General features: G+C 52.0%; 28 protein-coding genes and 1 pseudogene. 13 read left to right on the top strand and 16 right to left on the bottom strand.

The window, feature by feature from the left end; genetic code table 11:
- Positions 1-324 precede the first annotated feature (324 nt).
- The 3 genes from MV421_RS01580 to MV421_RS01570 are packed head-to-tail and all read right to left on the bottom strand — an operon-like array spanning position 325 to position 2,141.
- A complete protein-coding gene (locus MV421_RS01580) occupies positions 325-1,152 on the bottom strand; it encodes a translation initiation factor IF-2B subunit alpha (RefSeq protein WP_297420903.1) in 828 nt (275 codons plus the stop codon).
- 31 nt (positions 1,153-1,183) lie between these two features.
- Positions 1,184-1,942 (bottom strand): molybdopterin-binding protein, encoded by a 759-nt coding sequence (locus MV421_RS01575; protein WP_297420921.1) that lies wholly within the window; start codon positions 1,940-1,942, stop codon positions 1,184-1,186.
- Between the two features lie 46 nt (positions 1,943-1,988).
- Positions 1,989-2,141: a hypothetical protein gene (locus tag MV421_RS01570; protein ID WP_297420905.1), complete on the bottom strand. Its 153-nt coding sequence runs from the start codon at positions 2,139-2,141 to the stop codon at positions 1,989-1,991.
- A 108-nt stretch (positions 2,142-2,249) separates the two neighbouring features.
- Between MV421_RS01570 and MV421_RS01565 the strand changes: the two genes are divergently transcribed.
- Positions 2,250-3,254, top strand: coding sequence for a phosphorylating glyceraldehyde-3-phosphate dehydrogenase (locus MV421_RS01565; protein ID WP_297420906.1), 1,005 nt, complete (start codon positions 2,250-2,252; stop codon positions 3,252-3,254).
- A gap of 39 nt (positions 3,255-3,293) precedes the next feature.
- Entirely contained in the window at positions 3,294-4,124 is an 831-nt protein-coding gene (locus MV421_RS01560) for a PhzF family phenazine biosynthesis protein (RefSeq protein ID WP_297420907.1), read from the top strand.
- 157 nt (positions 4,125-4,281) lie between these two features.
- Here the strand turns inward: MV421_RS01560 and MV421_RS01555 are convergent, their stop codons facing one another.
- From MV421_RS01555 to glyS, 4 genes are all read right to left on the bottom strand, one after another.
- Entirely contained in the window at positions 4,282-4,569 is a 288-nt protein-coding gene (locus MV421_RS01555) for a DUF167 domain-containing protein (protein WP_297420910.1), read from the bottom strand.
- A gap of 10 nt (positions 4,570-4,579) precedes the next feature.
- A complete protein-coding gene (locus MV421_RS01550; protein WP_297420912.1) occupies positions 4,580-5,077 on the bottom strand; it encodes a DUF402 domain-containing protein in 498 nt (165 codons plus the stop codon).
- 104 nt (positions 5,078-5,181) lie between these two features.
- A complete protein-coding gene (locus MV421_RS01545; protein ID WP_297420914.1) occupies positions 5,182-5,760 on the bottom strand; it encodes a hypothetical protein in 579 nt (192 codons plus the stop codon).
- 52 nt (positions 5,761-5,812) lie between these two features.
- Positions 5,813-7,525 (bottom strand): glycine--tRNA ligase, encoded by a 1,713-nt coding sequence (glyS, locus tag MV421_RS01540; protein ID WP_297420916.1) that lies wholly within the window; start codon positions 7,523-7,525, stop codon positions 5,813-5,815.
- 138 nt (positions 7,526-7,663) lie between these two features.
- Between glyS and MV421_RS01535 the strand changes: the two genes are divergently transcribed.
- From MV421_RS01535 to MV421_RS01525, 3 genes are all read left to right on the top strand, one after another.
- A complete protein-coding gene (locus MV421_RS01535; protein WP_297503532.1) occupies positions 7,664-7,894 on the top strand; it encodes an LSm family protein in 231 nt (76 codons plus the stop codon).
- Positions 7,895-7,912: 18 nt separating this feature from the next.
- Positions 7,913-8,104 carry a 50S ribosomal protein L37e gene (locus MV421_RS01530; RefSeq protein ID WP_297503534.1) on the top strand — a complete coding sequence of 64 codons (192 nt, stop codon included), beginning with the start codon at positions 7,913-7,915 and terminating at the stop codon, positions 8,102-8,104.
- A gap of 103 nt (positions 8,105-8,207) precedes the next feature.
- Positions 8,208-9,578, top strand: a complete 1,371-nt coding sequence (locus MV421_RS01525) for an MATE family efflux transporter (protein ID WP_297503536.1) — start codon at positions 8,208-8,210, stop codon at positions 9,576-9,578.
- A 118-nt stretch (positions 9,579-9,696) separates the two neighbouring features.
- Here MV421_RS01525 and MV421_RS01520 read toward each other — a convergent pair whose 3' ends face one another.
- Genes MV421_RS01520 through MV421_RS01510 form a run of 3 tightly spaced genes read right to left on the bottom strand, consistent with a single transcriptional unit; the run spans position 9,697 to position 11,806 of the window.
- Positions 9,697-10,833, bottom strand: a complete 1,137-nt coding sequence (locus MV421_RS01520) for a tRNA (guanine(10)-N(2))-dimethyltransferase (protein ID WP_297421236.1) — start codon at positions 10,831-10,833, stop codon at positions 9,697-9,699.
- A 46-nt stretch (positions 10,834-10,879) separates the two neighbouring features.
- On the bottom strand, positions 10,880-11,140 hold the full coding sequence (locus tag MV421_RS01515; protein ID WP_297421238.1) for a 50S ribosomal protein L35ae: 261 nt from the start codon (positions 11,138-11,140) through the stop codon (positions 10,880-10,882).
- Positions 11,141-11,143: 3 nt separating this feature from the next.
- Entirely contained in the window at positions 11,144-11,806 is a 663-nt protein-coding gene (locus MV421_RS01510; protein WP_297421240.1) for a haloacid dehalogenase, read from the bottom strand.
- A 79-nt stretch (positions 11,807-11,885) separates the two neighbouring features.
- Between MV421_RS01510 and pepQ the strand changes: the two genes are divergently transcribed.
- From pepQ to MV421_RS01490, 4 genes are all read left to right on the top strand, one after another.
- Positions 11,886-12,938 (top strand): Xaa-Pro dipeptidase PepQ, encoded by a 1,053-nt coding sequence (gene pepQ, locus MV421_RS01505; RefSeq protein ID WP_297421299.1) that lies wholly within the window; start codon positions 11,886-11,888, stop codon positions 12,936-12,938.
- Positions 12,939-13,053: 115 nt separating this feature from the next.
- A complete protein-coding gene (locus tag MV421_RS01500; RefSeq protein WP_297421242.1) occupies positions 13,054-13,236 on the top strand; it encodes a hypothetical protein in 183 nt (60 codons plus the stop codon).
- 12 nt (positions 13,237-13,248) lie between these two features.
- On the top strand, positions 13,249-13,656 hold the full coding sequence (locus MV421_RS01495; protein ID WP_297421244.1) for a hypothetical protein: 408 nt from the start codon (positions 13,249-13,251) through the stop codon (positions 13,654-13,656).
- Between the two features lie 49 nt (positions 13,657-13,705).
- The gene (locus MV421_RS01490) at positions 13,706-14,779 is read left to right on the top strand and encodes an mRNA surveillance protein pelota (protein WP_297421246.1); all 1,074 of its coding nucleotides are present in this window, start codon (positions 13,706-13,708) and stop codon (positions 14,777-14,779) included.
- A 38-nt stretch (positions 14,780-14,817) separates the two neighbouring features.
- On the opposite strand, the gene MV421_RS01485 is transcribed toward MV421_RS01490, so the two are convergent.
- From MV421_RS01485 to MV421_RS01470, 4 genes are read right to left on the bottom strand one after another with little or no spacing between them, the layout of a single operon-like run.
- Positions 14,818-15,813, bottom strand: a complete 996-nt coding sequence (locus MV421_RS01485) for an AIR synthase family protein (protein ID WP_297421248.1) — start codon at positions 15,811-15,813, stop codon at positions 14,818-14,820.
- Between the two features lies 1 nt (position 15,814).
- Positions 15,815-16,546, bottom strand: a complete 732-nt coding sequence (locus MV421_RS01480; protein ID WP_297421250.1) for a protein phosphatase 2C domain-containing protein — start codon at positions 16,544-16,546, stop codon at positions 15,815-15,817.
- Between the two features lie 28 nt (positions 16,547-16,574).
- Positions 16,575-17,363: a 7-cyano-7-deazaguanine synthase gene (locus tag MV421_RS01475; protein ID WP_297421252.1), complete on the bottom strand. Its 789-nt coding sequence runs from the start codon at positions 17,361-17,363 to the stop codon at positions 16,575-16,577.
- A gap of 36 nt (positions 17,364-17,399) precedes the next feature.
- Positions 17,400-17,747, bottom strand: a complete 348-nt coding sequence (locus MV421_RS01470; protein ID WP_297421254.1) for a DUF4870 domain-containing protein — start codon at positions 17,745-17,747, stop codon at positions 17,400-17,402.
- A 199-nt stretch (positions 17,748-17,946) separates the two neighbouring features.
- On the opposite strand from MV421_RS01470, the gene MV421_RS01465 reads away from it, so the two are divergent.
- From MV421_RS01465 to MV421_RS01450, 4 genes are all read left to right on the top strand, one after another.
- Positions 17,947-18,180: a FeoA family protein gene (locus MV421_RS01465; RefSeq protein WP_366938890.1), complete on the top strand. Its 234-nt coding sequence runs from the start codon at positions 17,947-17,949 to the stop codon at positions 18,178-18,180.
- 12 nt (positions 18,181-18,192) lie between these two features.
- Positions 18,193-20,169 carry a ferrous iron transport protein B gene (gene feoB / locus MV421_RS01460; protein ID WP_297421256.1) on the top strand — a complete coding sequence of 659 codons (1,977 nt, stop codon included), beginning with the start codon at positions 18,193-18,195 and terminating at the stop codon, positions 20,167-20,169.
- On the top strand, positions 20,166-20,435 hold the full coding sequence (locus MV421_RS01455; RefSeq protein WP_366938891.1) for a DNA-binding protein: 270 nt from the start codon (positions 20,166-20,168) through the stop codon (positions 20,433-20,435). The genes feoB and MV421_RS01455 overlap by 4 nt, the downstream gene beginning before the upstream one ends.
- Before the next feature lie 94 nt (positions 20,436-20,529).
- Entirely contained in the window at positions 20,530-21,771 is a 1,242-nt protein-coding gene (locus MV421_RS01450; protein ID WP_297421258.1) for an NDP-sugar synthase, read from the top strand.
- A 55-nt stretch (positions 21,772-21,826) separates the two neighbouring features.
- Here MV421_RS01450 and MV421_RS01445 read toward each other — a convergent pair whose 3' ends face one another.
- Together MV421_RS01445 and MV421_RS01440 are read right to left on the bottom strand one after the other, a co-directional pair.
- A complete protein-coding gene (locus MV421_RS01445; RefSeq protein ID WP_297421260.1) occupies positions 21,827-23,434 on the bottom strand; it encodes a carbamoyltransferase in 1,608 nt (535 codons plus the stop codon).
- An 88-nt stretch (positions 23,435-23,522) separates the two neighbouring features.
- A pseudogene (locus tag MV421_RS01440) lies at positions 23,523-23,754 on the bottom strand (RNA-guided endonuclease TnpB family protein); the annotation flags it as partial.

Raw genomic sequence — 23,754 nt, 5'->3', positions numbered from 1 at the left:
ACCACCTTTGGGGTTTAGTGGCCGCAGCTTTTAGGCTTTGCGGATGCCGAAGAGCACTCCTGGAGATGGTTATCCCATTGATGCAGATGGAAGCCCTTCTGCACAACAGGGAGCAAGCCCATCACTACGGCGACCGGGAGCGGAAGGATGGCCGTTTGCTCCAGCAGGGGATTGGACGACATCTACCACCACAAGTACATTAAGAGTAACCGGCCCTCCATCAGGGGAGCGCTCCTCTGGCTTGTCCACGGGGAGTGAACTTTCCCTCTTCTTTGATTTCTGTTTCCTGTTCCTGCTTTGGAATGCGGCACATCGCTTTTGCCGTTATATCTCCTTTGGGGGTACCAGAATACCAAGCTCCGTTATCACGCCCCGAACGTAACGCCACGGGGTCACGTCAAAGAGGAAGTTCCTGACGCGATAGCCCTGCCTCGCGTAGGGCCTCTCGACGATCTCCACATCCCCCGAGGTAAGCTTTGGATGGAGTTTGAAGCTCTCAGCCGCGGCGTAGAAGGGAATGCCATTGTCGTGGCACGCTAGTGCAAGGGGATACGTGCCCGCTTTGTTGATCACTGCACCGTCGCTTGTGATGTTGTCCGCTCCAACTAGAGCGAGCGTCGCCTTTTCCGCGAAGAGGCCGAGCTGGGCGTCGGTTATCACTTCAAAGGGAACCCCGAGTTCCTCCAGCTTTCCAGCTAAAGCTATCCCCTCATAGTCTGGCGCGCTCTCGGTGAGGATTACCTTAAAGTGCTTTCCTTTCTTTTTTGCCACCCTAAAAATCTCCAGAACGGCCGAGGAGAAAGAGTGCGTGATAACAACCTCGTTTTCATCGATAAGTTCGCTTCCGATGTTCCCAATCTCGCTCTTGGCCTCCTCTGCGAGGCGGAGAAATTCCTCCGCTTTGGCCCTCACGACTTCGGGATTTCCGGTCACGGGGATGAATCGGGAGAGGTTGTAGAGTGAGGCTATGGTTCTGTTAATCGCCGGGACCTCGGTTTTCATCTCCTTCAACGCGTTCTCCAGCTCTTCTCCCTCAAGGATGTCTGCGAGGGCGATGTAAGCTTCCGCCCCCTTCATAGCCAGCCAGCTCGCACCCTTTATCCTCTCGGACCGCATCTCTTCAAGTATAGAGCGAACTTCCTGTGGGAGCATAACAATCACCGTTTAGTAAAGGCCTGAACTTTCACCAGCCCTCTTCGAAGCGGATCCCTTTGTCCTCCATGAAGGCCTTCGCGCGTTCTATCTCTTCCTTGCTCTCGCCGAAGAGGATTATCCCGATGTACTTTCCGAATCCCTTTGGTGAGGAGTGAATTCTGACGTTGAAGTGTTTCAGGGTTTCATTGAGAATCGGTGCCAGTTTGCTCTCGTCAGTTACCTCCGCTAAAAGCTTTCTCTGGATGAACTTTCTCCTGCCAAGTCTCGGGAGAACTCCCCTTTCAAACATCGTCTTCATCTCGCGGGGCATTCCAGGTAGAACAAAGATTCTAACGCCCTCCTGCTCTATATAAGCCCCGGGAGCGGCTCCTTCACTGTTATCCAATGCTTCAGCTCCCTCCGGTAGGTAGGCCATCTTTTTGCGAGCTTCGTTGAGTTCGGGATCATCTATGTAGCCCTCTCCGTACAGGTGCTCGTAGAACCCTTTAATTTTCTCAAGACACTCTTCGCAGAGGGTAAGTTTTCTATCGAGTGCCTTAGCAACGGCCAGCATCGTTACGTCGTCGTGGGTCGGACCGAGGCCGCCGCTTATGACCAGGACTTCCGGTTTTCTGTTGAGGATCTCGCGTATAACGGCACTTATCTCATCAACGTCGTCGCCAACGGTGGTCTTTCTCCTCACCCAATACCCCCTCTCCGTGAGCCCCTTTGCTATAAACGTGGAGTTGCTGTCCGTTGTGTTTCCTGTCAAAAGCTCATCCCCAATCGTCAGAACCTCAGCTAGCATGGCCACCACCGAAGAACCTTCGGAGAGAACGCTTTAAACCTTCCCCTCAGACGGAGGGCGAAGAGAGTTTGCGCTTCTTCCGCGAGAACCTCAAAAGCCCGTTCCACTCGAAGAACTGTCTGTTGAATGTGTCAGGCTGGGAGATGGCCTCACCGAGTAACAGGAGGGGCCTTTCAAAGGGTCTTTTCCCCTTTCTCATGGGGATCACCCATTTAGTTATACGGCAAACTCCGTAAAAACATTCCCTCTCACCGCCGGTGAAAACAAGGCTTAAGTATTTTACCGTCGTAAAATTCCCGGTGGTTCCATGAAGGTCAAGGTTGGTGTCAACGGTTACGGAACGATAGGGAAGCGCGTCGCCTACGCAGTTTCAAGGCAGGATGATATGAAGCTCATCGGCGTCACGAAGACGAAGCCAGACTTCGAGGCCTACCGCTCGAGGGAGCTTGGCATCCCGATATACGCCGCGAGCGTGGAGTTCCTCCCGCGCTTCGAGAAGGTAGGCTTTGAGGCCTCTGGAACGCTGGAAGACCTCCTAAACAAGGTCGATGTCATCGTCGATGCAACTCCCGGTGGAATGGGGGTGAAGAACAAGGTACTCTACGAGAAGGCCGGTGTGAAGGCGGTTTTCGAGGGCGGCGAAAAGGCCTCAACTGCGGAGGTCTCCTTCGTTGCCCAAGCCAACTACGAGAAGGCCATAGGGAAAGACTACGTCCGCGTCGTTTCCTGCAACACGACCGGTTTGACCAGAACGCTCTCAGCCCTGCAGGAGTACATAGACTACGCCTACGCCGTGATGATACGCCGCGCCGCAGACCCTAACGATTCCAAGCGCGGCCCGATAAATGCCATAACGCCAAGCGTTATAGTTCCATCGCACCACGGGCCGGACGTCCAGACGGTTCTTCCGATAAACATTGAGACCTCCGCGTTCATCGTGCCGACAACATTAATGCACGTCCATAGCATAATGATTGAACTGAAGAAGCCGCTGACTGAGAAAGACGTCATTGATATCTTCGAAAACACTACGCGCGTTCTGCTCTTCGAGAAGGAGAAGGGCTTCGACAGCACGGCACAGATTATAGAGTTTGCCCGCGACCTGCACCGTGAATGGAACAACCTCTACGAGATAGCGGTCTGGAAGGAGAGCATAAACATTCGCGGAAACAGGCTCTTTTACATCCAGGCGGTGCACCAGGAGAGCGATGTGGTTCCTGAGAACGTTGACGCAATAAGGGCGATGTTTGAGCTGGCGGATAAATGGGGGAGTATAAGGAAGACGAACATGAGTTTGGGGATTCTGAAGTGAGACCACAACCCTTTTTTGCTCCCGTCCTAATTTTTCCTGGTGAACGCTGTGGAATGTGGGGCCTTTAAGGTGGACGCCTTCACGGACAGGCCGTTCAAAGGGAACCCAGCCGCCGTTGTTCTCGACTGTCCAGAGCTCGACAGGGAGACTATGCTGGCCATCGCGGGCGAGCTCAACCTCTCGGAGACTGCTTTTGTATGGTTTGAGGAACACGGGTTCAGGGTAAGGTTTTTCACCCCAGGGGACGAGATTCCCCTCTGCGGCCACGCGACGGTTGCTACCTTCTACCTGCTCTGGTGCCTCGGCATGGCGCCCGAGGGCGTCAACCGGATGTTCTCCAGGGCTGGTGAGATCGACGTCCTCATCAAAGACGGGAAGGTGTGGCTCAAGCAGCTGAAGCCCGAAGTCCTCGGCGAGTTGAACTTGGAAGCACTGAAAGAAATCTTGGGATCAGATAACCTTGCGGGGCCAGCGTTTGCGATGACGACGGGGACACCCGAGGGCATCGTTGGCATCCCGACGTTCAAGGAGCTGATGGATCTCCGGCCGGATATGGAGAGGCTCGCCGAGTTCTCAAGGGAAAACGGGATAATCGGGGTCTACGTTTATACCCTTGACTCCCAGTTTGATGCCGCAGGAAGATTCTTCGCTCCTGCCATTGGAGTTCCGGAAGATCCGGTAACTGGAACCGCCAGCGGGATTCTCGCCGGCTATCTAAGGCTCACGGGGAAGCTGGTAAAAGACAGGTACGTCTTTGAGCAGGGGCACGCTCTAAGGAGGGAGGGCAGGGTTCACGTTGAATTCGAAGGGGACCAGCCGTGGATCGGCGGGAAGGCCGTGATAACCTTTGAAGGGAGACTAGAACTTTAACCCTCCTTTTTCTTTCCAGAGGGCATGTTGCTTGTTCACGGGGAATTGCACCCTGACAGTGTGGCAAAAGAGAAAAATCTCCCTCTACTGCTTTGGTCTCGAGGCCCTCCTGGCGGGGGGCGGTTTTCTACATGCTCTTCATGAAGTACCGCTGAGCTCAGAGGTCGAGCTTCTTCCTCACCTCTTCCGGGCTCATCCCCTTAATCAATAAATCCTTCTCCCTGCTCGTTTCCCCATTCACTATCTCGACCTCCACTCCGAGCAGCTTCGAGAAGAACTTCACCACTTCCTTGTTCGCCTTCCCCTCAACGGGTGGGGCCTTGATTTTAACCTTCAAGCGGCCGCGCCATTCATCGACGCCTTCAACCGTGTCCTTCTTCGCATTTGGCTGGACATAGACGAGTAAAAGAGTCCCCTCCTTCGTCTCCTTAAGGACCTCTTCCATCTCAACCCCCTCACCCGTACTCCCACACGATTTGAGGCGGAAACTCACCGCGCTTGAGCTTTTCGAGCAGTTCGTCAGCCACTGAATAGGCGAAGTTAAAGGTTTCCCTGTCAATCAGCCCGTAGTTCAGGGCCATTTCAAGCTCATCCTCGTCGAGGAGGAAGGCTTCTCCATTTGGGAAGATGAAGATATCCAGGAATAGATCGAGCATCTCCAGAGTGTCCCCATCGCGTCTGGTGTATGCTAGAACATCGACATAGAGACCTTTAAAGTTCTCTTCTTCATCATAGACCTTGAGGATGTCATAGTTCTTTCCGACGAAGGCGAAATACACCATTCCATAGCCGTTGTCTATCACTTTCACACCGTTCACCCTGAGTGGGGTGAGCATACCGGAGAAGCTGGATCTGGCAATGATTATGTTGTCCAAATCTGCAACCACTTCGTCGTCTCGTTCCAGCACGCGGTTGGGAATGCGCTTGTAGATGAGGTGGATTCTCCGCGACATGAATCCCATCTCCAGCCCAGACCTTTTATACTTTTGCAGTCAACTGAGAAAAGATGAGCGGGGAAGAATTGTGAGAACAACTTGGGGGCGGACTTGGCTTAGGTCTAAACGCGGCCTCTGCTTGTTTTTGACTGGTATCTCTGAGTATAACTCTGGGTTTTTTCCAAATACTTGATTATGTCAATCTTGATGCACAGTATACCTGACTGCTTTGTTTCTTCTTTAAGTTTTGACAGTGTAATTTTTCTAGGGGATGTTATATATTTGCCTATTCTTTCAAAAGTGATTATTTTAACTTGATTGGCGCCCTTTCTCTCAAAGAAATCTTCAAAGTTTACCCATATTAAATAATCCGCTTTAATGTCCTTCTCTCCCAAATATTGAAATTTGCTTTTTCCAGTAGCTTTAACTTCGACGTGTATCATATCGTCCCCGTTTTCAAAGAGGATATCCCCTTCTTTAGTTCTAAATTTGAATGTACTCACGTCCTCTATCGGGAGCGGCAATATATGATCCCGCACCAAATGGAAAACCAATGACTCACTTAATATGGAGGGCACCTTCGGATACTGTATCCATCTAGCCAAATCATTCTTACTTTTTAATTCAGATATACACCCAAAAGCTTCCCGTACAAGTTTAATGAGATTTAGAAGTTCTTTTTTTGTGAGAGGATTTGGCATTGGGTTCTCATCCTTAGGGAATTCATGAATAATCAATAGGGGTAAATGTAGATTAACCCCTGAAAATCAGCTCCCTCAGCTTTTCAGGAAGCTCCGCTATGCTAACCCTCACCTGCTCCCTCGTGTCGCGGTCGCGAATGGTAACCGTGTTATCTTCTGGCGTCTGGTTGTCAACAGTTACGCAATACGGCGTGCCTATCTCGTCGTAGCGCATGTAGCGCCTCCCAACGGTGTCCTTCTCGTCGTAAACCGCTATGAAGCCCGCCTTCTGAAGGGTTCTGGAGAGCTCGTAGGCGATGCCCTTGAGCGGCTCCTTAGCAACGAGGGGCAGAACAGCCACTTCTATCGGCGCCATGTCCTTCTTGAGCCTGAGGTAAGTTCTATCCTCCTCAATAACCAGCGAGTTCTCGAGGAGCAGGTAGAAGGGCCTGTCGATGCCAAAACTCGGCTCAAGAACGTGGGGCACTATCTTCTCGCCGGTGACCTTCTCTTTGATCTCCTTGATTATGAAGTCATCCTTTTCAAGATCGTAGCCCTCTATCTCAACCTTGCCATCCTTCTTGAGTAGCTCAACCAGCTCGCGCTTCTTCTCCTCACCCCAGCCCTGGATGAGGTCGTTTATCCTCTTGGCATCTTTCTTGAGCTTCGGACCGACGCGCTTCATGTTGAGGTTCACTTTAAGGTGCTTGATTATCTTCGGCTCATCGTAGTGGATGAGGACGGTAAGGTCGGTCCCGCTCTCACGCAGGTGTCTGCTCAGGTCGTAGTCGCCACGATTGGCTATCCCAACACACTCCACCCAGCCGAAGCGCTCGCTGTAGATTTCAGCGTCCCAGGTATCCCTCGAATAGTGTGCCCTCTCCTCCGGGAGCTGTTGTCTAAAGCGTATCTTGTCCTCGGGGATGCCGATGTCGAGGAGCGTCCTCTTAACCATGACCATGTAGTAGGCGAAGAAGGTGTTCATGACGTAGCCATTCTTCACGGCCTTTTCGGCCGTCATCTTCACCATTCCAAGGTTCTTGAGCTGGTTTTCAATCGGGTAGAGGAGGAGAACCTCATCCTTAACCTCGTCGAAGTGGGGATGAGCGGTCTCCTTTGGGTTGAAAAATATCTCCGCTTCTGCCTGTGTGAACTCCCTGAGGCGGAGCATCCCCTTCCTCGGTGAAATCTCGTTGCGGTAGGCCTTTCCAACCTGGAAGACGCCGAAGGGGAGCCTGTTTCTCGCGAAGGCGTTAAGGCGCTTAAAGTTGACGAAGATACCCTGGGCGGTCTCGGGCCTTAGGTAGCCCTTCTGATCTCCATAGGGGCCTATCTTGGTCTCGAACATGAGGTTGAAGTACCAGACCTCACCAAGCTCGCCGCCGCACTCGGGACAGCGTATGTTGTGCTCCTTAATGAGTTCCGTAAGGTGCTCAGCGCTCATTCCCTCGGTGTCTATTCCGAGGGCTTCTTCAACGAGATGATCTGCTCTAAAGCGGGCGCCGCATTTCCGGCACTCGACTATCGGATCGACGAACTTCTCGATGTGGCCGCTCGCTATGAAGACCTTTTCCGGTGTTATGTCCGGTGTCTCAAGCTCGAAGAAGCCCTCCCTCTGGAAGGCTTTCCTTATCTTCCGCTCGATTTTACGCTTTATAGCCGCCCCGAGCGGACCGTAATCATAGAATCCGCGTGAACCGCCGTAGATTTCAAAGCTGCCCCAGGCAAAGCCCCGCCTCCTCATCAAATCCTGCAAGATTTCATACTTATCGGGCTTTTTTTCCATCGCTCACCACCTGAGACTTGAGTAAGGGGGGGTTCATAAAAAGGTTTTGGAGAATGCCTCAATCCCGCGGACGGAAAGAGTTATAAACCGTTTTCCCAGTTATCGCTATGAGCTTTGATTGTTTGGAGGTGCGTGAAAATGGCGGAAAGACCACTTGACGTTATACACAAGTCCCTTGACAAGGATGTCCTCGTGCTCCTGAAGAGGGGTTCCGAGTTCAGGGGCAAGCTCATCGGTTACGACATCCACCTGAACGTCGTCCTCGCCGATGCATCGCTCATAAGCGACGGTGAGGAGGTTAAGAGGTACGGTAAAATCGTCATCAGGGGAGACAACGTCTTGGCTATCTCCCCGGTTGAGCTTGAGTGAGATTAGCGGGGTGATACGATGGGAGCCGGAACGGAGCCGAAGGGCAAGAGGAACCATACTCCAACTCACATTAGGTGCAGGCGTTGCGGAAGGCGCGCCTTCAACGTCCAGAAGGGCTACTGCGCCGCCTGCGGCTTCGGTAGAAGCAAGCGCATGAGGAAGTACAGCTGGTCCCACAAGTGGAAGAAGAAGAGGAACCTCAAGTACTGACCCCTTTCCTTTTCTTCGCTGGTTCTCTGGGTCTTTTCTAACCGACCGTACCACAACCCTTATTAACATAGACTCCTCTCTAACCGTTTAGAGGGGCGTTTTAATGGTTCACCTCAACGAGAACCAGCGAAGGCTCTGGGCTTTAGCGTGGCCCGCCATAACTGGCAACATATCCCAAACGCTGCTCAATTTAGTGGACATGATAATGGTCGGCCACCTCGGTGCCCTCGCCATCGCCGCGGTCGGACTCGGGGGCCAGGTCAGCTGGTTTATGATGCCGATAATGGCGGCAGTTGCCACCGGAACGCTTGCCTTAGTTGCCCGCTTCATCGGCTCAAAAGACGATGCCAATGCCATTCTCGCCTTGGAGCAGAGCCTTTACCTGGCCTTCCTCCTTGGAATCCCGGTCATGCTCTTCGGTTGGTTCTTCGGGGCTGACATCCTGCGGATAATGGGTGCCAAACAGGGTGTCGTTGAACTTGGTTACGCCTACATCAAGGTCGTTTTTGCCTTCTATCCGGTGAGATTTGTCGGCTTCACCGCCTACTCCGCCCTAAGGGGGGCGGGGGATACTAGAACCCCGATGAAGCTCGGCATTCTCATGAACATCATCAACGCCGTCTTTGACTACCTTCTGATCTACGGAAAGCTGGGCTTCCCGCGGCTTGGGGCGGTTGGAGCCGCTTGGGCATCTGGAATAGGGATAACAACATCAATGTTGATAGTCCTCTACCTCCTCTGGCGCGGAAGGCTTGTTCTCACGTTTAGACCAAGCTGGAGCTTCCATCCTGAGATGGCGAAGAGAATCCTGCGCATAGGCCTCCCGACGATGGTTGAGAGGAGTCTCTTCAGCTTTTACAGCTTCCTCTACATGAGCATCGTCACCCGCTTCGGAACGGTGGCCTTGGCCGCTCATCAGGTCGGCCTGCGCGTTGAGAGCATAGCCTACATGCCCGCCTTCGGCTTCAACGTTGCCGCCTCCGCTCTAGTAGGTCAGAGCCTCGGCGAAGGAAAGCCGGAGAAGGCGGAGCGCTTCGTCTACGAGGCCCTCAAGATGGTTGGCCTGTTCATGGGTGTGATGGCCGCCATCATCGTCTTCTTCCCGCGTTATCTTGTGATGCCCTTCATTGACCCAGCGGATCCGCACTATGCGGAGATTCTTCACCTGGCCAGTATTTACCTCATAATCGTCGGGACAAGTGAGGTTCCGCTCGGCTGGCTCTTCGTTCTCAGCGGTGCCCTTAGGGGAGCTGGAGATACGAAGACGCCGATGTACATAACAGCCATCAACAAGCTCCTCTTTAGAATAGTGCCGGCTTACCTCCTTGGTTTCGGCTTCACAGTGGGGCCGATTCACTTTGAGGGGCTTGGCGTCATAGCGGCATGGATAGCGATGAGCTTCGAGACCTTTATCACCGCAGGGTTCTTCTGGTGGGCCTTCAGAAGGGGGAAGTGGAAGCACGTAAAGGTGTGAGCTTCTTTTGGTTAGTATTGTCGTGTGATTGATGTTCCCCAAGTACCCCCTCCTAAAATAGCCACTGAAAACAGCCTTGCACTTACTTCTTGGCCTCTGACTCCAATGACTCTCCCTTTTACTGGAGCCTCCTTAAGGCACCAAGAACCTCCTCGAAGGGCGCGTCCGTCTTGAGCGCCTTCGGTGAGAAGTGCGTCCTCGTTGCCCTGTAACCCTCTTCCAAGAGGATTTCAATCATTGCCGCGAGCTTTCTTGCCTGCAGGCCATTTCTCCTCGCTAGGGCGTGGGTGTCATAGAGGAACGGGACGTCCAGTTCTTCGGTTAGGAGTCCAAGGAACTGGAGGGTCTTTTTGTGGGCTAGGGGATGGTTTTTGGCTTCTTTGTGTAGCCTATCAACGAATTCTTTCTCCTTCAGTGAACCAAGCCAGAGGGGACCGTGTGCCTTTGGTCTCTCCGGTAAAACCCCCTCTGAGTACTCAAACTCTCCGTTCTCCCCCTGCCACAGATAGCCGAGCTGGGAAAGGCTTTTATCGGCTTTCCTCGCGCCGCTCTTCAGTCTGAGGAAGGCCCGGAAGTAGTGGTCACGGTGGTAAGCTAATAGAACATCAATGCCGAGGTCGTACTTGACCGCGTACCTAACAACGGTTCCGATTAGAATTCTAAGCCCTGCCTCGTGGCATAGTTCTCCCCTTATCGGCTCCGCTAGGTATTTGCGCAGGCAAGCATGTCTGTAGGCTCCGCAGAGGACACCGGTATCTGTGGCGGTAATGGCCAGAACACCCTTCCGCTTCACGCTCCTCAAAGCTGTGTCAAGAAACTCGATCGGCGAGCCGAAGGGGTCTAAGTCAAGGAAGTCAAAGTAGCGGAAGTTCTCGGCCATCAGCCTGTTGGCGTCGCCTTGGTTTACCACGAGGGCTTTCTCACCTTTAAAGGCCACTCGTTTTTCGCCAAGCTGTTTGCCATCAACGCCGAGATTCAGTTCTACATTCTTCAGTATGAGCTTGAAGGCATCCTCGCTGATGTCGTTGAGCCAGGCCTCCTCCACAGGAGTTTCAAGGGCGTAGCGGATACCCCGGATTCCGGTTGCTGAGAGTGCGTCGAGAACCCTCCTAGAGTGGAGGAGCTTGACTGCTAAGACGCTTATGTCCCTGTTGAGAGACATCACAGGGTTATAGAAGACGGGAGCGTCGTATATTCTCTCCGCCCTTGGAACTAGTATCCTCGCTAGACCTTCTCTCACCTCAACGAACTCCATCCTCTCACCTGGAAAAGAAAAGGTGGGGTGTTTAAAGGGTTTTGGATTAGAGAATCTCAACGTAGTCCCCAAGGGCCTGACTAGGAAGGCCCGGCCTGAAGTAGGCCTTGACCTCGCCGCGATTGCCGTGGGGCTTGAGAACCTTTCCGAACATCTTCCTGCCGGTCAGCCTCGACGCCTCGTTCCCGTCGTCTATCCTGAGAGGCTTCATAATCATGTGATTGTTGTCCTGATGCTCTTTTGTCTTGGCGTAGGAAGGATGAGCACCTTTCTCCTGAGTCCTGCCGTTTTGATGGTTCCTTCTCAATTTTTAAGTTTTGTTCTCGAAGTCCATCAGTCCCTCATCTATCTCAAGAACCTCACGGAGGGGTTTGATTTTTATAAAGTTCTGCCTGTCGAAGAGGAGCGCGACATCGCTCTTGTGGGGGGAGGCTTTCTGGATGAGGAGGGTGTTCTCGTCGAGGATGTAGGTAAACCTGCTCGGGCTGTCATCCACCCAGACAAAGGGTTCATCGGGATAAAGCTCCCTAAGGGTCTGGAACTTCGTTAGCATGTCCTTCGTGCCCCTGAAGGTTATAACCTCGTCGAACTCGTCGTACCAGTTCGTTTTCTTCATGAATATGACCTTGCCGCCGGGATAAGTGTGTTCTCCCGAGAAGCTGATGACGTAGCGACCGCGCTTTCTAAGCGTCTTCACAAGCTGTCTCGCGAACGGGAAATCCCTGATGTACCTAGGCATCAGCTTGTAATACTCGTGTATCGTGCCTTGGGCTACGAGCTCGTGTATGACACCTAGGTACTGATAGGTCAGCTTGCCCTTGATGAATAGGAAGAGAGCCTTGTAGTACTCGTCGTAGAGGTCGCTCTCAATCACGGCAGGGATGGTTTTCTCAATGGCCAGTCTGAGGGCCTTTTCCACCGCTCCGGTGCTGTCGACAAGTGTTCCATCGAAGTCGAAGAGATAAACTGCCATGTTTAAGGATAAGGCCGTCCGAAGTTATAATGCTTCCGCCCGAAAGGGTTTTATCCCCAGTTGCCAACTATGAGCGGTGGTGTGGATGAGGATTGAAAAGCTCAGAGATTTTATAGCGGAAAAGGAACTCAACGGTGTTCTCATGATGTCCCATGAGAACCTCTTCTACTTTACAGGTTCCTCCCCCGTCTTGGGGGGCTACCTCGTCGTTACTCTGGACGACGCGGTCTTCATTGTTCCGGAGCTTGAATACGAGGAAGCTATGAGGACATCGAAGGTACCAGTTGAGAAGTTTAAGACTGGAAAAGAGCTTTACGAGAGACTTTCTTCATTTAAACTCAGGAAACTTGGTATAGAGGGAAAAACGAGCTTTTCAACGCTTCAGACCCTCAAAGAGAATGCTGGCGTCGAGGACTTCATAGCCGTGGACGAGGTTATCAAGGAGCTTCGCATAATCAAGACACCCGAGGAAATAAAGATGATTGAGGCCGCCTGTGGGATAGCAGACCAGGCCATGATGGCCGCTCTGGAGGAGATAAGCGAGGGCAAGCGCGAGAGGGAGATAGCGGCAAAGATGGAGTACGTCATGAAGATGAACGGTGCCGAGAAGCCGGCCTTTGACACAATAATCGCAAGCGGATGGCGTTCCGCTTTACCCCACGGAATAGCAAGCGACAAGAGGATAGATAAGGGCGACCTCGTCGTTATCGATGAGGGGGCACTTTACAGGCACTACCACTCGGATATGACGCGCACAATCGTCGTCGGTTCGCCAAATGAAAAGCAGAGGGAAATCTATGAGATCGTCCTCGAGGCCCAGAAAAAGGGCGTCGAAGCGGCAAGACCGGGAATAACAGCAAAGGAGATTGACACCATCGCCAGGAACGTCATAGCGGAGTACGGCTACGGCGATTACTTTATTCACTCAACGGGGCACGGCGTTGGGCTGGAGATACACGAGTGGCCGAGGGTGAGCCAGTTTGACGAGACGCTTCTCAAACCCGGAATGGTGGTAACCGTCGAGCCGGGCATCTACCTGCCGAAGTTTGGTGGAGTTCGCATAGAGGACACTATAGTCATCACGGAGAACGGTGCGAGAAGGCTGACCAAGACGGAAAGGGAACTTATCTGACCCTTTTTCTAACCTCTTCTCAATAAATTTTAAAAACACTCTGTCGCAAGTTTACCTAAGAGAACGTTAGAAAAAAGGGGGTGGTACCGTGTCGGTTAGCGGTATTGGAGAGGGAATGGAAAAGATGAACGAATCTGGAATCAATTTTTCTTCTATGTCCAGTATCTCAAAGTCTGGGCTGGGGCTTGTGGAAGTTATATTGCAGGTTCTGAGCGAAAACGAGGTAAGGATGAGCTTCAGAGATTTCAAAATGGACGGTGAAGTAAGGTTCAGGGTCGAGCCTCTCAAAAAGGGATGAAGCGGTGGTTCCATGGACATTCATTCCCTTTTTAGAATCTTACTAAACTTCCAGAATGCTATCCACAGCGGTTCGGTTACGATATCAGTTGGAGAGGACTCTTTTACGTTAACTAGAGAGGATGTCATAATGGACATCCACGACCCGGAAAAGATGAGGAAGTTGATGGCCGTGATTTCACCCCTCATGGGATCGGAAGAGGATGACACGGAAGAGAAAAAGAAGATGATAAACAGTATGAAGCTCTACGCTGAGGATCTTGCATCCCAGGGCAAGACGGTGATAATAAAGTACCGGGGAGACGAAATAATGCGCATGGGAGCCAAGGCAAACTCCCTTCTTATGCGCACTCTTGGAATGAGGCACATTGAGATCAAATACAAGCTTAACACGTTCAGAATGATGAAGGGCTTTATGTAACTATCATCTTTTTAAACGCCTTCTCCATTCTTTCTAGGGGGGTAAGAGGGTGCAGATAATCCACCAGGACGTCAGGGAGGGCAAGATGAAGGTTAAGGCCGAGACTTTGGATGATCTCTGGCACCTTTATCATATAATTGACCCCGGTGACGTTGTTTATGCCAAAACTCTCCGCAAGCAGAGCCAGAGGAGCGACTCACTCCGTGCTGAAAAGGTCGAGGTCATCCCGGTCTTCCTCGGCGTTAAAGCCGAGAAGATAAACTTCCATAAGTTTGCCAACCAGGTTAGGGTTACGGGGCCAATAATTTACGCTAGCAGGGAGGATGTTCCCCTCGGCAAGTATCACACGATAGCGATTGAAGAGGGAACGGTCGTAACGATAGAGAAGCCCCACTGGAAGGAGCACCACATAGAAAGGTTAAATGAGGCCGTTGAGGCTTCCAAAAGGGCGAGGGTGATGATAGTCGTCATCGACGACGGTGAGGCAGATATGGCGATCGTGAGAGAGTACGGGGTTGAACTCCTCAACAGCATACACCACAACCTCGGTGGGAAGCGCTACAACACCGACCGTGAGAGCGAGGAGAAAAGGTTCTTCCACGACGTTGCAAAAACTATGGGAGAGATAATGAACCGCGAGAACGTCGAAAAGGCCATTGTTGCCGGCCCCGGCTTTGTCAAGGAGGACTTCCACAAGTTCCTGCGCGAGAGCTACCCTGAGCTGGCAAAGAAGGTCGTCATCGAAGACACTAGTGTGACCGGAAGAACGGGCATCTACGAGGTCATAAAACGCGGGACTGTTGAGAAGGTCTACCACGAGAACCGCGTTGCGAGGGAGATACAGCTCGTCGAGAGGGTTCTCGAGAACATCGCGAGGAACAATGGCCTGTCAGCGTACGGCCTTAAAGAGGTTGAGGAGGCGACAAACTACGGGGCGGTTGAGACACTTTTGGTGCTTGATGAACTCCTTAAAGGAGAGCACAGGGGTAAGATAGAAGGACTAATGGATGCCGTCCGTTACTCGCGCGGCGAGGTTGTGGTTATCAGCTCGGAGCACGAGGGAGGGGAGAAGCTCAAGGCTCTGGGCGGTTTAGCGGCTCTGCTGAGATTCAGGGTGAAGTGAGATTTTCTACTGCTTGGGGTCAAATATCTGAGTTGTACCTATACCCCATAAAACCCTATATAGGGATCCTCTTTGAACTCCGGAAACGGTCTCTCCTCTCCATTTTTAACTAAAACCCTCTCCTTGTCCTTCGTGAACTCTCCTATCTCAAACGCTAAGATTCCATTTCTGTTTAACTCTGTAATTAGCTCATTAGATTTTTCTGGAGGGGTTATTGCTATCAGCGTCCCAGTCGAGGATACGCTCCAAGGCTCCAGCCCGTAGAAGTCCAAAACCTTCTTAACGAGAGGGTCAATGACTAAATTCTCGGCATAAACCCTAAAGCCAACGCCCGAGTTGTCCGCTATCTCGTGAAGGGCCGTTAAGCCGCCTTCAGTTGCGTCGTGCATCCCCCTGACGAGGGGTGTTGCAACCAGTGCATCTAAAACGGCGGTCTCAAAGTAAAAGGAACGCTTAAGGCGCATGAGTTCCTTCTTGGATATGACTCTCGAAAGTTCCTCCTCCTTAAAATATGCCGCCGAGACCGCGAACTCAAGGCCAACTTTGGTCGTCACGACTATCCTGTCGCCAGGTTTTGCGAGCGGGAGCTTAAGCCCATCCCTTTTAACAAGGCCCATCACCGTGGTGGTAGCTGTGGGTTCTGAAACTCTCGGGTAAACGCCGGTATGGCCGCCGATTATTGTGCTTCCGTAATACCTGCACTCTTCGTTCAGGGCCTTCATCGCATCCTCTAAGAACCTCTTGGAGGTTCCGGGAGGAGAGAGAAGGTCAACGACGAGCCACCTCGGTCTGGCTCCAAAAACCGCCACATCGCTCGCGGCAAAGTGGTAGATGAAGAAACCGAAGGCCTCCCTTGGAACGCCTAGTGTTGGGTCGGTGGCAATCACAAGGTAGTGTTCCTCATCGTATTCTAAAACGGCCGAATCAAAGCCCTCCCTTGGCCCGTAGACCACTCTGGCATCCTCAACGCCGAGGTTTGGGAAGATTACCTCTTTTAAAACCTCGTTCCTTAGCTTTCCCGGTGGGAGTTTCATCCTACCACTTCCAGACGGCTATTGTGACGTTGTCCCTAGTCACACCGAGGGCCCTTTTGAGAAGGGTAAAGGCTATCTGCCGGGCGCTTCCTCCCTTTGAGAGCGCTTCTACCTCATTCCAGCGGACGTAGTCGTGCAGCCCATCGGTGCTCATGAGGAGCACGTCCCCTGGCTTCGCCAGCCAGTGGTAGAGGTCAACTCGGAGCGGCTTTCCCCCGCCTATCGCGCTGGTGATATAGTTCGATGCGGGATGTCCAAAGGCTTCCTCCTCGGTTATCTGGCCCTCTTCAATGAGCCTCTGGACGAAGGAATGATCGATTGTTCTGGCGACGGTTTTGCCCCTTCTTATCAGGGCCGCCCTGCTGTCTCCCGTGTTGGTCACGAAGACCTCATTGCCCCTTATGATGGTGGAGATCAGAGTTGTCCCCATTCCCATCCTTTCGCCAACGGCATTCTCGATTATCCGGGAGTGGGCAAGCTCGTGGGAGAGCCTTAGAAGGAACTTTAGGTGGGGCCAGTCCATTTCAGTCCTGTAGTTCTCCCGGATAAAACCTGTGACGGTTTCAACGGCCATTTGGGAGGCAACCTCACCCGCGGCGTGTCCGCCCATACCGTCTGCGACCGCTATGTAGTAGGCATCACTGAGCTTAACAGCGGCATAGTTATCCTCGTTGTTCTCCCTCGCCCCGATGTGTGTTAATGAGCACAGGTTGGGTGTGCACGTAACCTTCATATCATCACCATTCAAAAATTTGAGACCATCATTTAAACCTTTCAATGACAGACTTAACCTCATGGAGCGTTTCCTCGTCGCAGCCCCAGCACATCACCTCAAAGCTAGGAACGCGGACGCTGACGCGAACCTTTTTCCTTCTGGCTATCCTACTTACCTTGTAGTTCACCCCATAAACCAGATCCATCAACTTCTCCGTTACAATCTCCTCACGGTCTATGTACTGAAGGGGGCAGCCCTCGCGCCACTGCCGTCTCCTTGCGTGCTCGTACATGCGGTATGGTCTTATGCCAGCTTCTTCAGTGAGGCCTTTTACCTCCTCGGCTGTGTATTTTATCAGGGGCCTCAGTATGGGCATTCCAATCTTTGGGATGTTGCAGAGCCTTATATCTCCTTTGCACTGGTTCAGTAGGGCACCTATGATTTTGTCGTTGGCGTTGTCGCCCTTGACAAGGATGTCGAAGCCGTTGTTTATCGCGAACCACTTGGCGTTCCAGAGCATGGCTTTCTTACAGTTAATGCAGACCGGTCCCTTCCTTCCCATTGCCTCCCTAAGGAGGCCCTCCGTTATGTCGACCAGAAAGTGCTCGACACCGAGCTTTCTGGTGAATCTCATTGCCCAGTTCAGTGGTTCCCCCCAGCTCCAGCGGTGGAAGAAGGTCAATGCCGAGACGTTTAAACCGGCCTCTTTGAGCAAGTAGAGTGCTAGTGAGCTGTCCTTTCCGCCTGAGAACATGATGAGGATTTGCCTTTTATCTATCCCTGACTCACGCGAGAACCTCTGAAGTTCTCTTACAGCATCTTCAACCGAAGGCATGTAGAAAAAAGGAAACAGGCCTTTAAAAAGTTGGGCTCAGATTTTGTCCATCCACCCCTCAGCGAGGTCTCCAATGTATGGAAACTTGTAGCGTTCACCCTGGTAGGCTTTTACCATGCCAAAAGCCCACACGGCGAATTCGATGAACACCACAAGGGTTCCAAGCGGCCAGAATATTGCCCCAAGGATAACCTGGAGAATCCAGAGCCCTATGAACAATATCGTTGACTGCATTGCGTGGAAACGGACGAAATCGCTGTCCTTCTCAAGCACTAGGAAGATTACCCCAGTCAGGGCACCAAGGAGATATGCCAGCAATCCCTCAACGTTCTCATCCATCCCTAAGGATGTTTTCTTAGGTTCTTTAGGTGGGATCTCTACCATAAACAACACACCTCCAGTTAGATTATTAGATAATCTCCAAATCCTTAAATACTTTTTCAGAACTTTCAAAGCGCACCAACTGGAATACCTTAGAACCTCTAGATTTTGAATTCCGAACCGGAGAGATTCCTTAGGCTCACCAAAGCTTTTTAAGGTCCTCTAAATAACTCAGAATTAGGATTAGGAAAGCCTAACGGTGATGAACATGGTTGTGCCATTAATTGAACTGAGACCTGGGGAAAGAGGAGTCGTGGTTAACATAGCTGGTGGTTCAGGACTGAGGAGCAGGCTCTACGCCATGGGTATTGCTCCAGGGGTTATCATAAGGATCCTTGAGAAGCATCAGTTTGGCCCTGTCGTTGTGGAGGCAGGTAACACAAGGCTGGCGGTTGGCAAGGGAATGACTGCCAAGATACTCGTTAGGAAAGTTTAAGGTGGTGATAACATGGCCATGAAGGTTATTGCCCTGGCGGGAAATCCCAACGTCGGCAAAACAACGATATTCAATGCCCTAACCGGGATGCACCAGCACGTCGGTAACTGGCCTGGCGTCACCGTTGAGAAGAAGGAGGGAGCCTTTGACTACAAGGGTGAGCGCTTTCTCGTCGTTGACCTTCCCGGAACCTACTCCCTAACCGCCCACTCAGTTGACGAACTCGTCGCTAGAAACTTCCTCCTCAATGGAAACCCCGACGTCGTTGTGAACGTCGTGGACTCTACTTCCATCCTGAGGAACCTCTACTTCACAATGGAACTATTTGAGATGGGACTCAGGAACATGGTCATCGCCCTCAACAAGATCGACCTGGCGGAGAAGAAGGGCATCGTGATCGACATCGAGAAGATGTCCAAGATTCTGGGCGTTCCGGTCGTTCCACTAGATGCCAAAGACGGTATGGGACTGGATGAACTCAAGAAAATAGCGCAGAAAGTGGCCCATGGTGAAATCAAGGAAACTCCAATAATCCCTCACTACGACCCTGAAGTGGAGAGGGAGATAGAGCACATCTCCCGGGTTCTGGAGGGGACAAAGCTGGCCGCAAAGTACCCCCTTAGATGGCTGGCGATAAAGCTCCTCCAGCGCGATGATGAGGTTATAAAGCTTGTCGAACGTTACCTCGGGGAGGAAGGGCTTGAGAGCGTCATGACGCACATAAACGAGGTGGAAGAGCGCTACGGAAAGGCGATGGACCTCATCATAGCCGGCCAGAAATACGAGTTCATCGACGGCTTAACCCACGAGTTCATGCGCTATGGCCAGGCCTCCAGGGATAACTTTACCGACCGTCTTGATAGGCTCCTCGTCCACCCCGTTTACGGTTTCATAGCCCTAGCCCTGGTGTTCTACGGTGTCTTCAAGTTCACCTTCGCCGTCGGTTTGCCAATCCAGAACTGGCTGGCTAATGCGTTCACCCTCTTTGGCAACTGGCTGGCACCGCATATAGCCAACGGAGCCCTTAGGGGTCTTATAGTGGACGGAGTCATAGGCGGCGTTGGAATGGTGCTCAGCTTCTTCCCGCTCGTCTTCCTCCTCTTCTTCGTCCTTACTTTCCTTGAGGACCTTGGGTACATGGCGAGGGTGGCCGTTTTGATGGAAGGGATACTCAGGAGATTCGGCCTCCCGGGGAAGGCGGTAATCCCCCTCATACTCGGTCTCGGGTGCAACGTTCCGGCGGTAATGTCAGCAAGGAACTTGGACGATGAGAGGAGCAGGTTAGTAACCATGTTCGTTAACCCCTTCGTCCCCTGCTCCGCGAGGCTGAGCGTTATAAGCTTCATATCCGCCATATTCTTTGGTAAGGAAAAGGCCCTCGTCGCGGTGAGCATCTACATGTTGGCCTTCGCGGTTGCCCTCGCTTCAGCATGGCTCGTGAGCCGCTTCGTCTCAGGGGAGAGCAGTCCCTTCGTCATCGAGCTTCCTGAATACCTTATACCCAGCTGGAGGAGCCTGCTCATCCACTCATGGGAGAGGAGCAAGGAGTTCGTCCGGAAAGCTGGAACGGTTATCCTGCTCGGGGCAATATTCATCTGGTACCTCAGCAACTACCCAGCCCCCGTTGGAACCGGGAGGAGCTACGCCGAGCAGATAGGGCACTTCTTCGAGCCGTTTATGCGGTTAATGGGTCTCGACTGGAAGGCCGCAGTGAGCCTGCTCTTTGGAATCATAGCTAAGGAGAACGTCATATCAACCTATGGAGTACTCTACGGCAGTGAATCGGCCATAAGGAACGCGATGACTCCCCTACAGGCTTACGTGCTCCTAGCAGTGACGACGCTCTACATTCCGTGCATAGCCACCATCGGTGCCATAAAGGGAGAGAGCAACTGGAAGTGGGCGACACTGGCAACGGCCTACATGATAACCGTGGCCTCGGTGGTGGGAATCCTGCTATGGCATATAGGAATTGCACTGGGGTGGTGAAGTTGAACACACTAGAAAAGGTGCTGAATCTCATAAAGGAAGGCAAGAAGACACCGGATGAGATAGCACGTGAACTGAACATGAAAAAAGAGGATGTTGAGGCCGCGATAGAGATACTAAAGAGCCTTGGCTACATTGAGGAGGTTCAGAAGGGCTCCTCCCCCGCCTGTGAAACCTGCCCAATGAAGAAAATCTGCGGAGGCAAGTGCTTTGTCCCACGGAAGTCTGGGAACTTAAAGATAATTGAATTCAAGGTTAAGGATTAAATTTCACCGCCGGTTAGATTTGTAACCGGCCGGTTATATATTTTATAGCCGTAAAATATATAAAACCCCCGGTCGAAATAGAGATGGTGATATCATGAAGGCAGTTATTCTTGCAGGTGGATTCGGCACCCGCTTAAGGCCCCTCTCATCAACACGACCAAAGCCGATGATCCCGGTTCTCGGAAAGCCTAACCTTCAGTACCTCCTCGAGAGTCTCGAGAAGATTCAGGAGATAGACGAAGTCATACTCTCGGTTCATTACATGCGCGGTGAGATAAGGGAATTCATAGATGAGAAGATGGCAGACTATCCAAAGGATATACACTTCGTCAATGATCCAATGCCGCTCGAAACTGGAGGTGCGCTTAAGAACGTTGAGGACTACGTGGGTGATGACTTCCTAGTTATCTACGGCGATGTCTTCACCAGCTTCAACTTCAAGGAGCTTATAGACGCCCACAAAAAGAACGACGGGCTTGTGACGGTGGCCGTTACCAAAGTCTATGATCCGGAGCGCTACGGTGTAGTTGAGACTGATGATGAAGGAAAGGTGACCCACTTCGAGGAGAAGCCACACAGACCAAAGACAAACCTCGTGGATGCAGGACTCTACGTCGTGAACAAGAAAATCCTTGAGGAGATTCCGAAGGGTAAGGAGGTCTACTTTGAGAGGGACGTCCTTCCGAAACTCGTTGGTGCGGGTCGGGTTTATGCTTACAAGATGCCGCGCGAGTACTACTGGGTCGATTTGGGCACTCCAACAGACCTATTCTACGCCCACCAGATTGCGATGGACGAGATAGCAAAGGACAATGGTTACATGGTAATAAAGGAAACGGCAGAGGTTCCAGAGGACGTGAAAATCCAGGGGCCGGTTTACATCGATGAAGGAGCCAAGATAGGCCACGGTGTTAAGATCAAATCTTACACCTACATCGGCCCCAATACGATCGTTGAGGATAGGGCATACTTTAAGCACTCAATACTCATTGGGAATGACATTATCAAAGAGCGCTCCGAGCTGAAGGACACTATCCTCGGAGAGGGCGTGGTAGTAGGGGAGAACGTTATCCTCAAGGAAAACGCGGTTGTCGGCGACTACGCGAAGATATTTGACGACCTAGTAATTTACGGCGCCAAAGTTCTTCCCTGGAAGAAGGTCGAGGAGTACGAAGCTTTCATCAAGATAAAGCTCGACCCGACCAAGGTGAGGCCGGGTGTTACCCCTGACCGTTGCCCCCTCGGCCTGCCGGAGTGCATCTACAAGAAGTTCAAGGCTATAGCCGGTGAGAAGCCACCGTGCGACGAGTGCATTGAGAACCAGTGGCTCTTCTGAGGGGGATGGAACGTCCCCCACACCCCCTCAAAATCTGCCTGATTCTCTTAGAGTTCTACTGGAACACGGCATATCCCTCAATCACCAGAACGTCCAGCTCGGCTTTCATGAAAGTTTTCAGCGCATCCTCCGGCGAGCAAACTATCGGCTCACCGTGTATGTTGAAGCTGGTGTTTAACACCGCACCGAGGCCAGTTTTTTTATTGAATTCTTTAATTATTGAATAATACATAGGGTTTGTTTTTCTCCTAACCGCTTGGGGCCTTGTTGTATTATCGATGTGGATGACTGCCGGTGCTTCCTGTTTAAACTTCCTGCTCGCGGTGTAGCCCATCGTCATGAACTCGTTTGGATTGCCGTTTAGGTCTTTGAGGTATTCCCCAGCTTTCTCCCAGAGTATTGAGGGAGCGAAGGGCTGGAAAACGTCCCTCCTCAACGCGACATTGAGCCTCTCTCTTATGTTGCTATCGCGCGGGTCTGCCAGAATCGAACGGTTGCCCAGTGCCCTTGGGCCGAACTCCATCGCCCCCCGGAAGAAACCGACGAGTTTTCCCTCTGTGAGGGCGTCCGCAATGAAGGAAGGAACATCAACCTCCTCATACTCAAGCCCTTTTCTTCTCAGAAACTCTTCCACTTCATCCTTCCCATAGGCAGGTCCTAGATAAACGTGCTCCAGCTTGAATGGCTCCCACTTTCCATCCAGCCTCTTCATCTGTGCCCAAACGAAAACCGCCGCACCGAAGGCCAGTCCACCGTCATCCATGGCTGGAAAGACCCAGAGGTTCTCGTCCCCAAGGAGGTGCCTTAGGGTTGCGTTGGCCTTGACGTTCTGGGCCACTCCACCGGCATATGCCACTGGAAGACCATGGTCCTTCAGTTCGAGGCCCAGCTCCTTAATGAGCTTTTCAAGGTGGGCCTGTGCACTGGCGGCTATCTCGATGGCTTTCTTTTGAAGTTCGCCGTTGAAGCCTCCCCTTTTCATCTGGTTTGCTATCTCTTTAGTCCTAGGAAGAGGATATCCAAAGAACTCCGCTAACTTTCTCGTGGCCTCAACGCCAATAACCCCGAGATGGTTGTCGAAGGTCAACCCGTTCAACTCGAGTATACCGCTCAAATCGTAGCTTGGCCTCCCGTATGCGGCTAAACTCATCACCTTGCCCTCGTGGTGCATCGGCTTGAATCCGAGGAGTTCTGTTATAGAAGCGTAGAAGTCGCCAAGGGAGTCGATGTAAGTGCTCTGTGCTATTCTAACCATTTCGCCGTCTCTTGCCACGTAGATCGATGAACTCAGCCCGTCACCTGCTGCGTCTATGCTCACCGCGAGGGCATTTCGCCAGCCCGAGGTGTAATAAGCGGAAGCGGAGTGAGCTAGGTGGTGCTCGACAAAGAGAACCTTCCTCTTGAAGTCATCTCCAAAAACTGCTCTCAGGTTAGCCTCGAGCTCTTTAAGACGGGAGAGCTTTCTAAAGACGCCAGCGATGGCGATGATTTCAACATCCTCTGGTGAGGCATTTGCCATTTCCATTACCTTTTTCATACTCAGCCCAGGGAAGCCGCGGTACTTCTTCACCCTGTTTAAGCGCTCCTCGTTCACAGCGAAAATTTTGCCGCCGTCTATGAGAACCGCTCCTGCGTCGTGGCCGTCGTGGATTCCGAGTATCATGGAAGATCCTCCCGAGCTTAGTTTACTTCTGAGCAAATTATTTAGGACTGACCTCTTCCCTGCATTGAAAGGTGAGGGTTCCAACGGTTTAACCCCTCGCCAAACTCGGGAAGGTTTGAGGGGCTTCATTAAAACCCAAACTAAAACGGGTTTTTAACCCCTCTGGCCCGGTCTTAGGCCAGTTACCCCTCCTCTGAGCGTAAAGACCGCCCAAGTTCGGGGTTATGGTTTTTGCCACCTTCTTTAAGATATTAAACGCTCCAACTAAGTCCGCGTTAAAGATAAGCCCCGTTACGGGACACTCAAACAATCCCCGAACA

The organism is Thermococcus sp. (genome assembly GCF_027023865.1).
GTDB lineage: Archaea > Methanobacteriota_B > Thermococci > Thermococcales > Thermococcaceae > Thermococcus.
The sequence above is the reverse complement of the archived record's forward strand: the minus strand, read 5'-3'. Positions and strand labels throughout refer to the sequence as shown.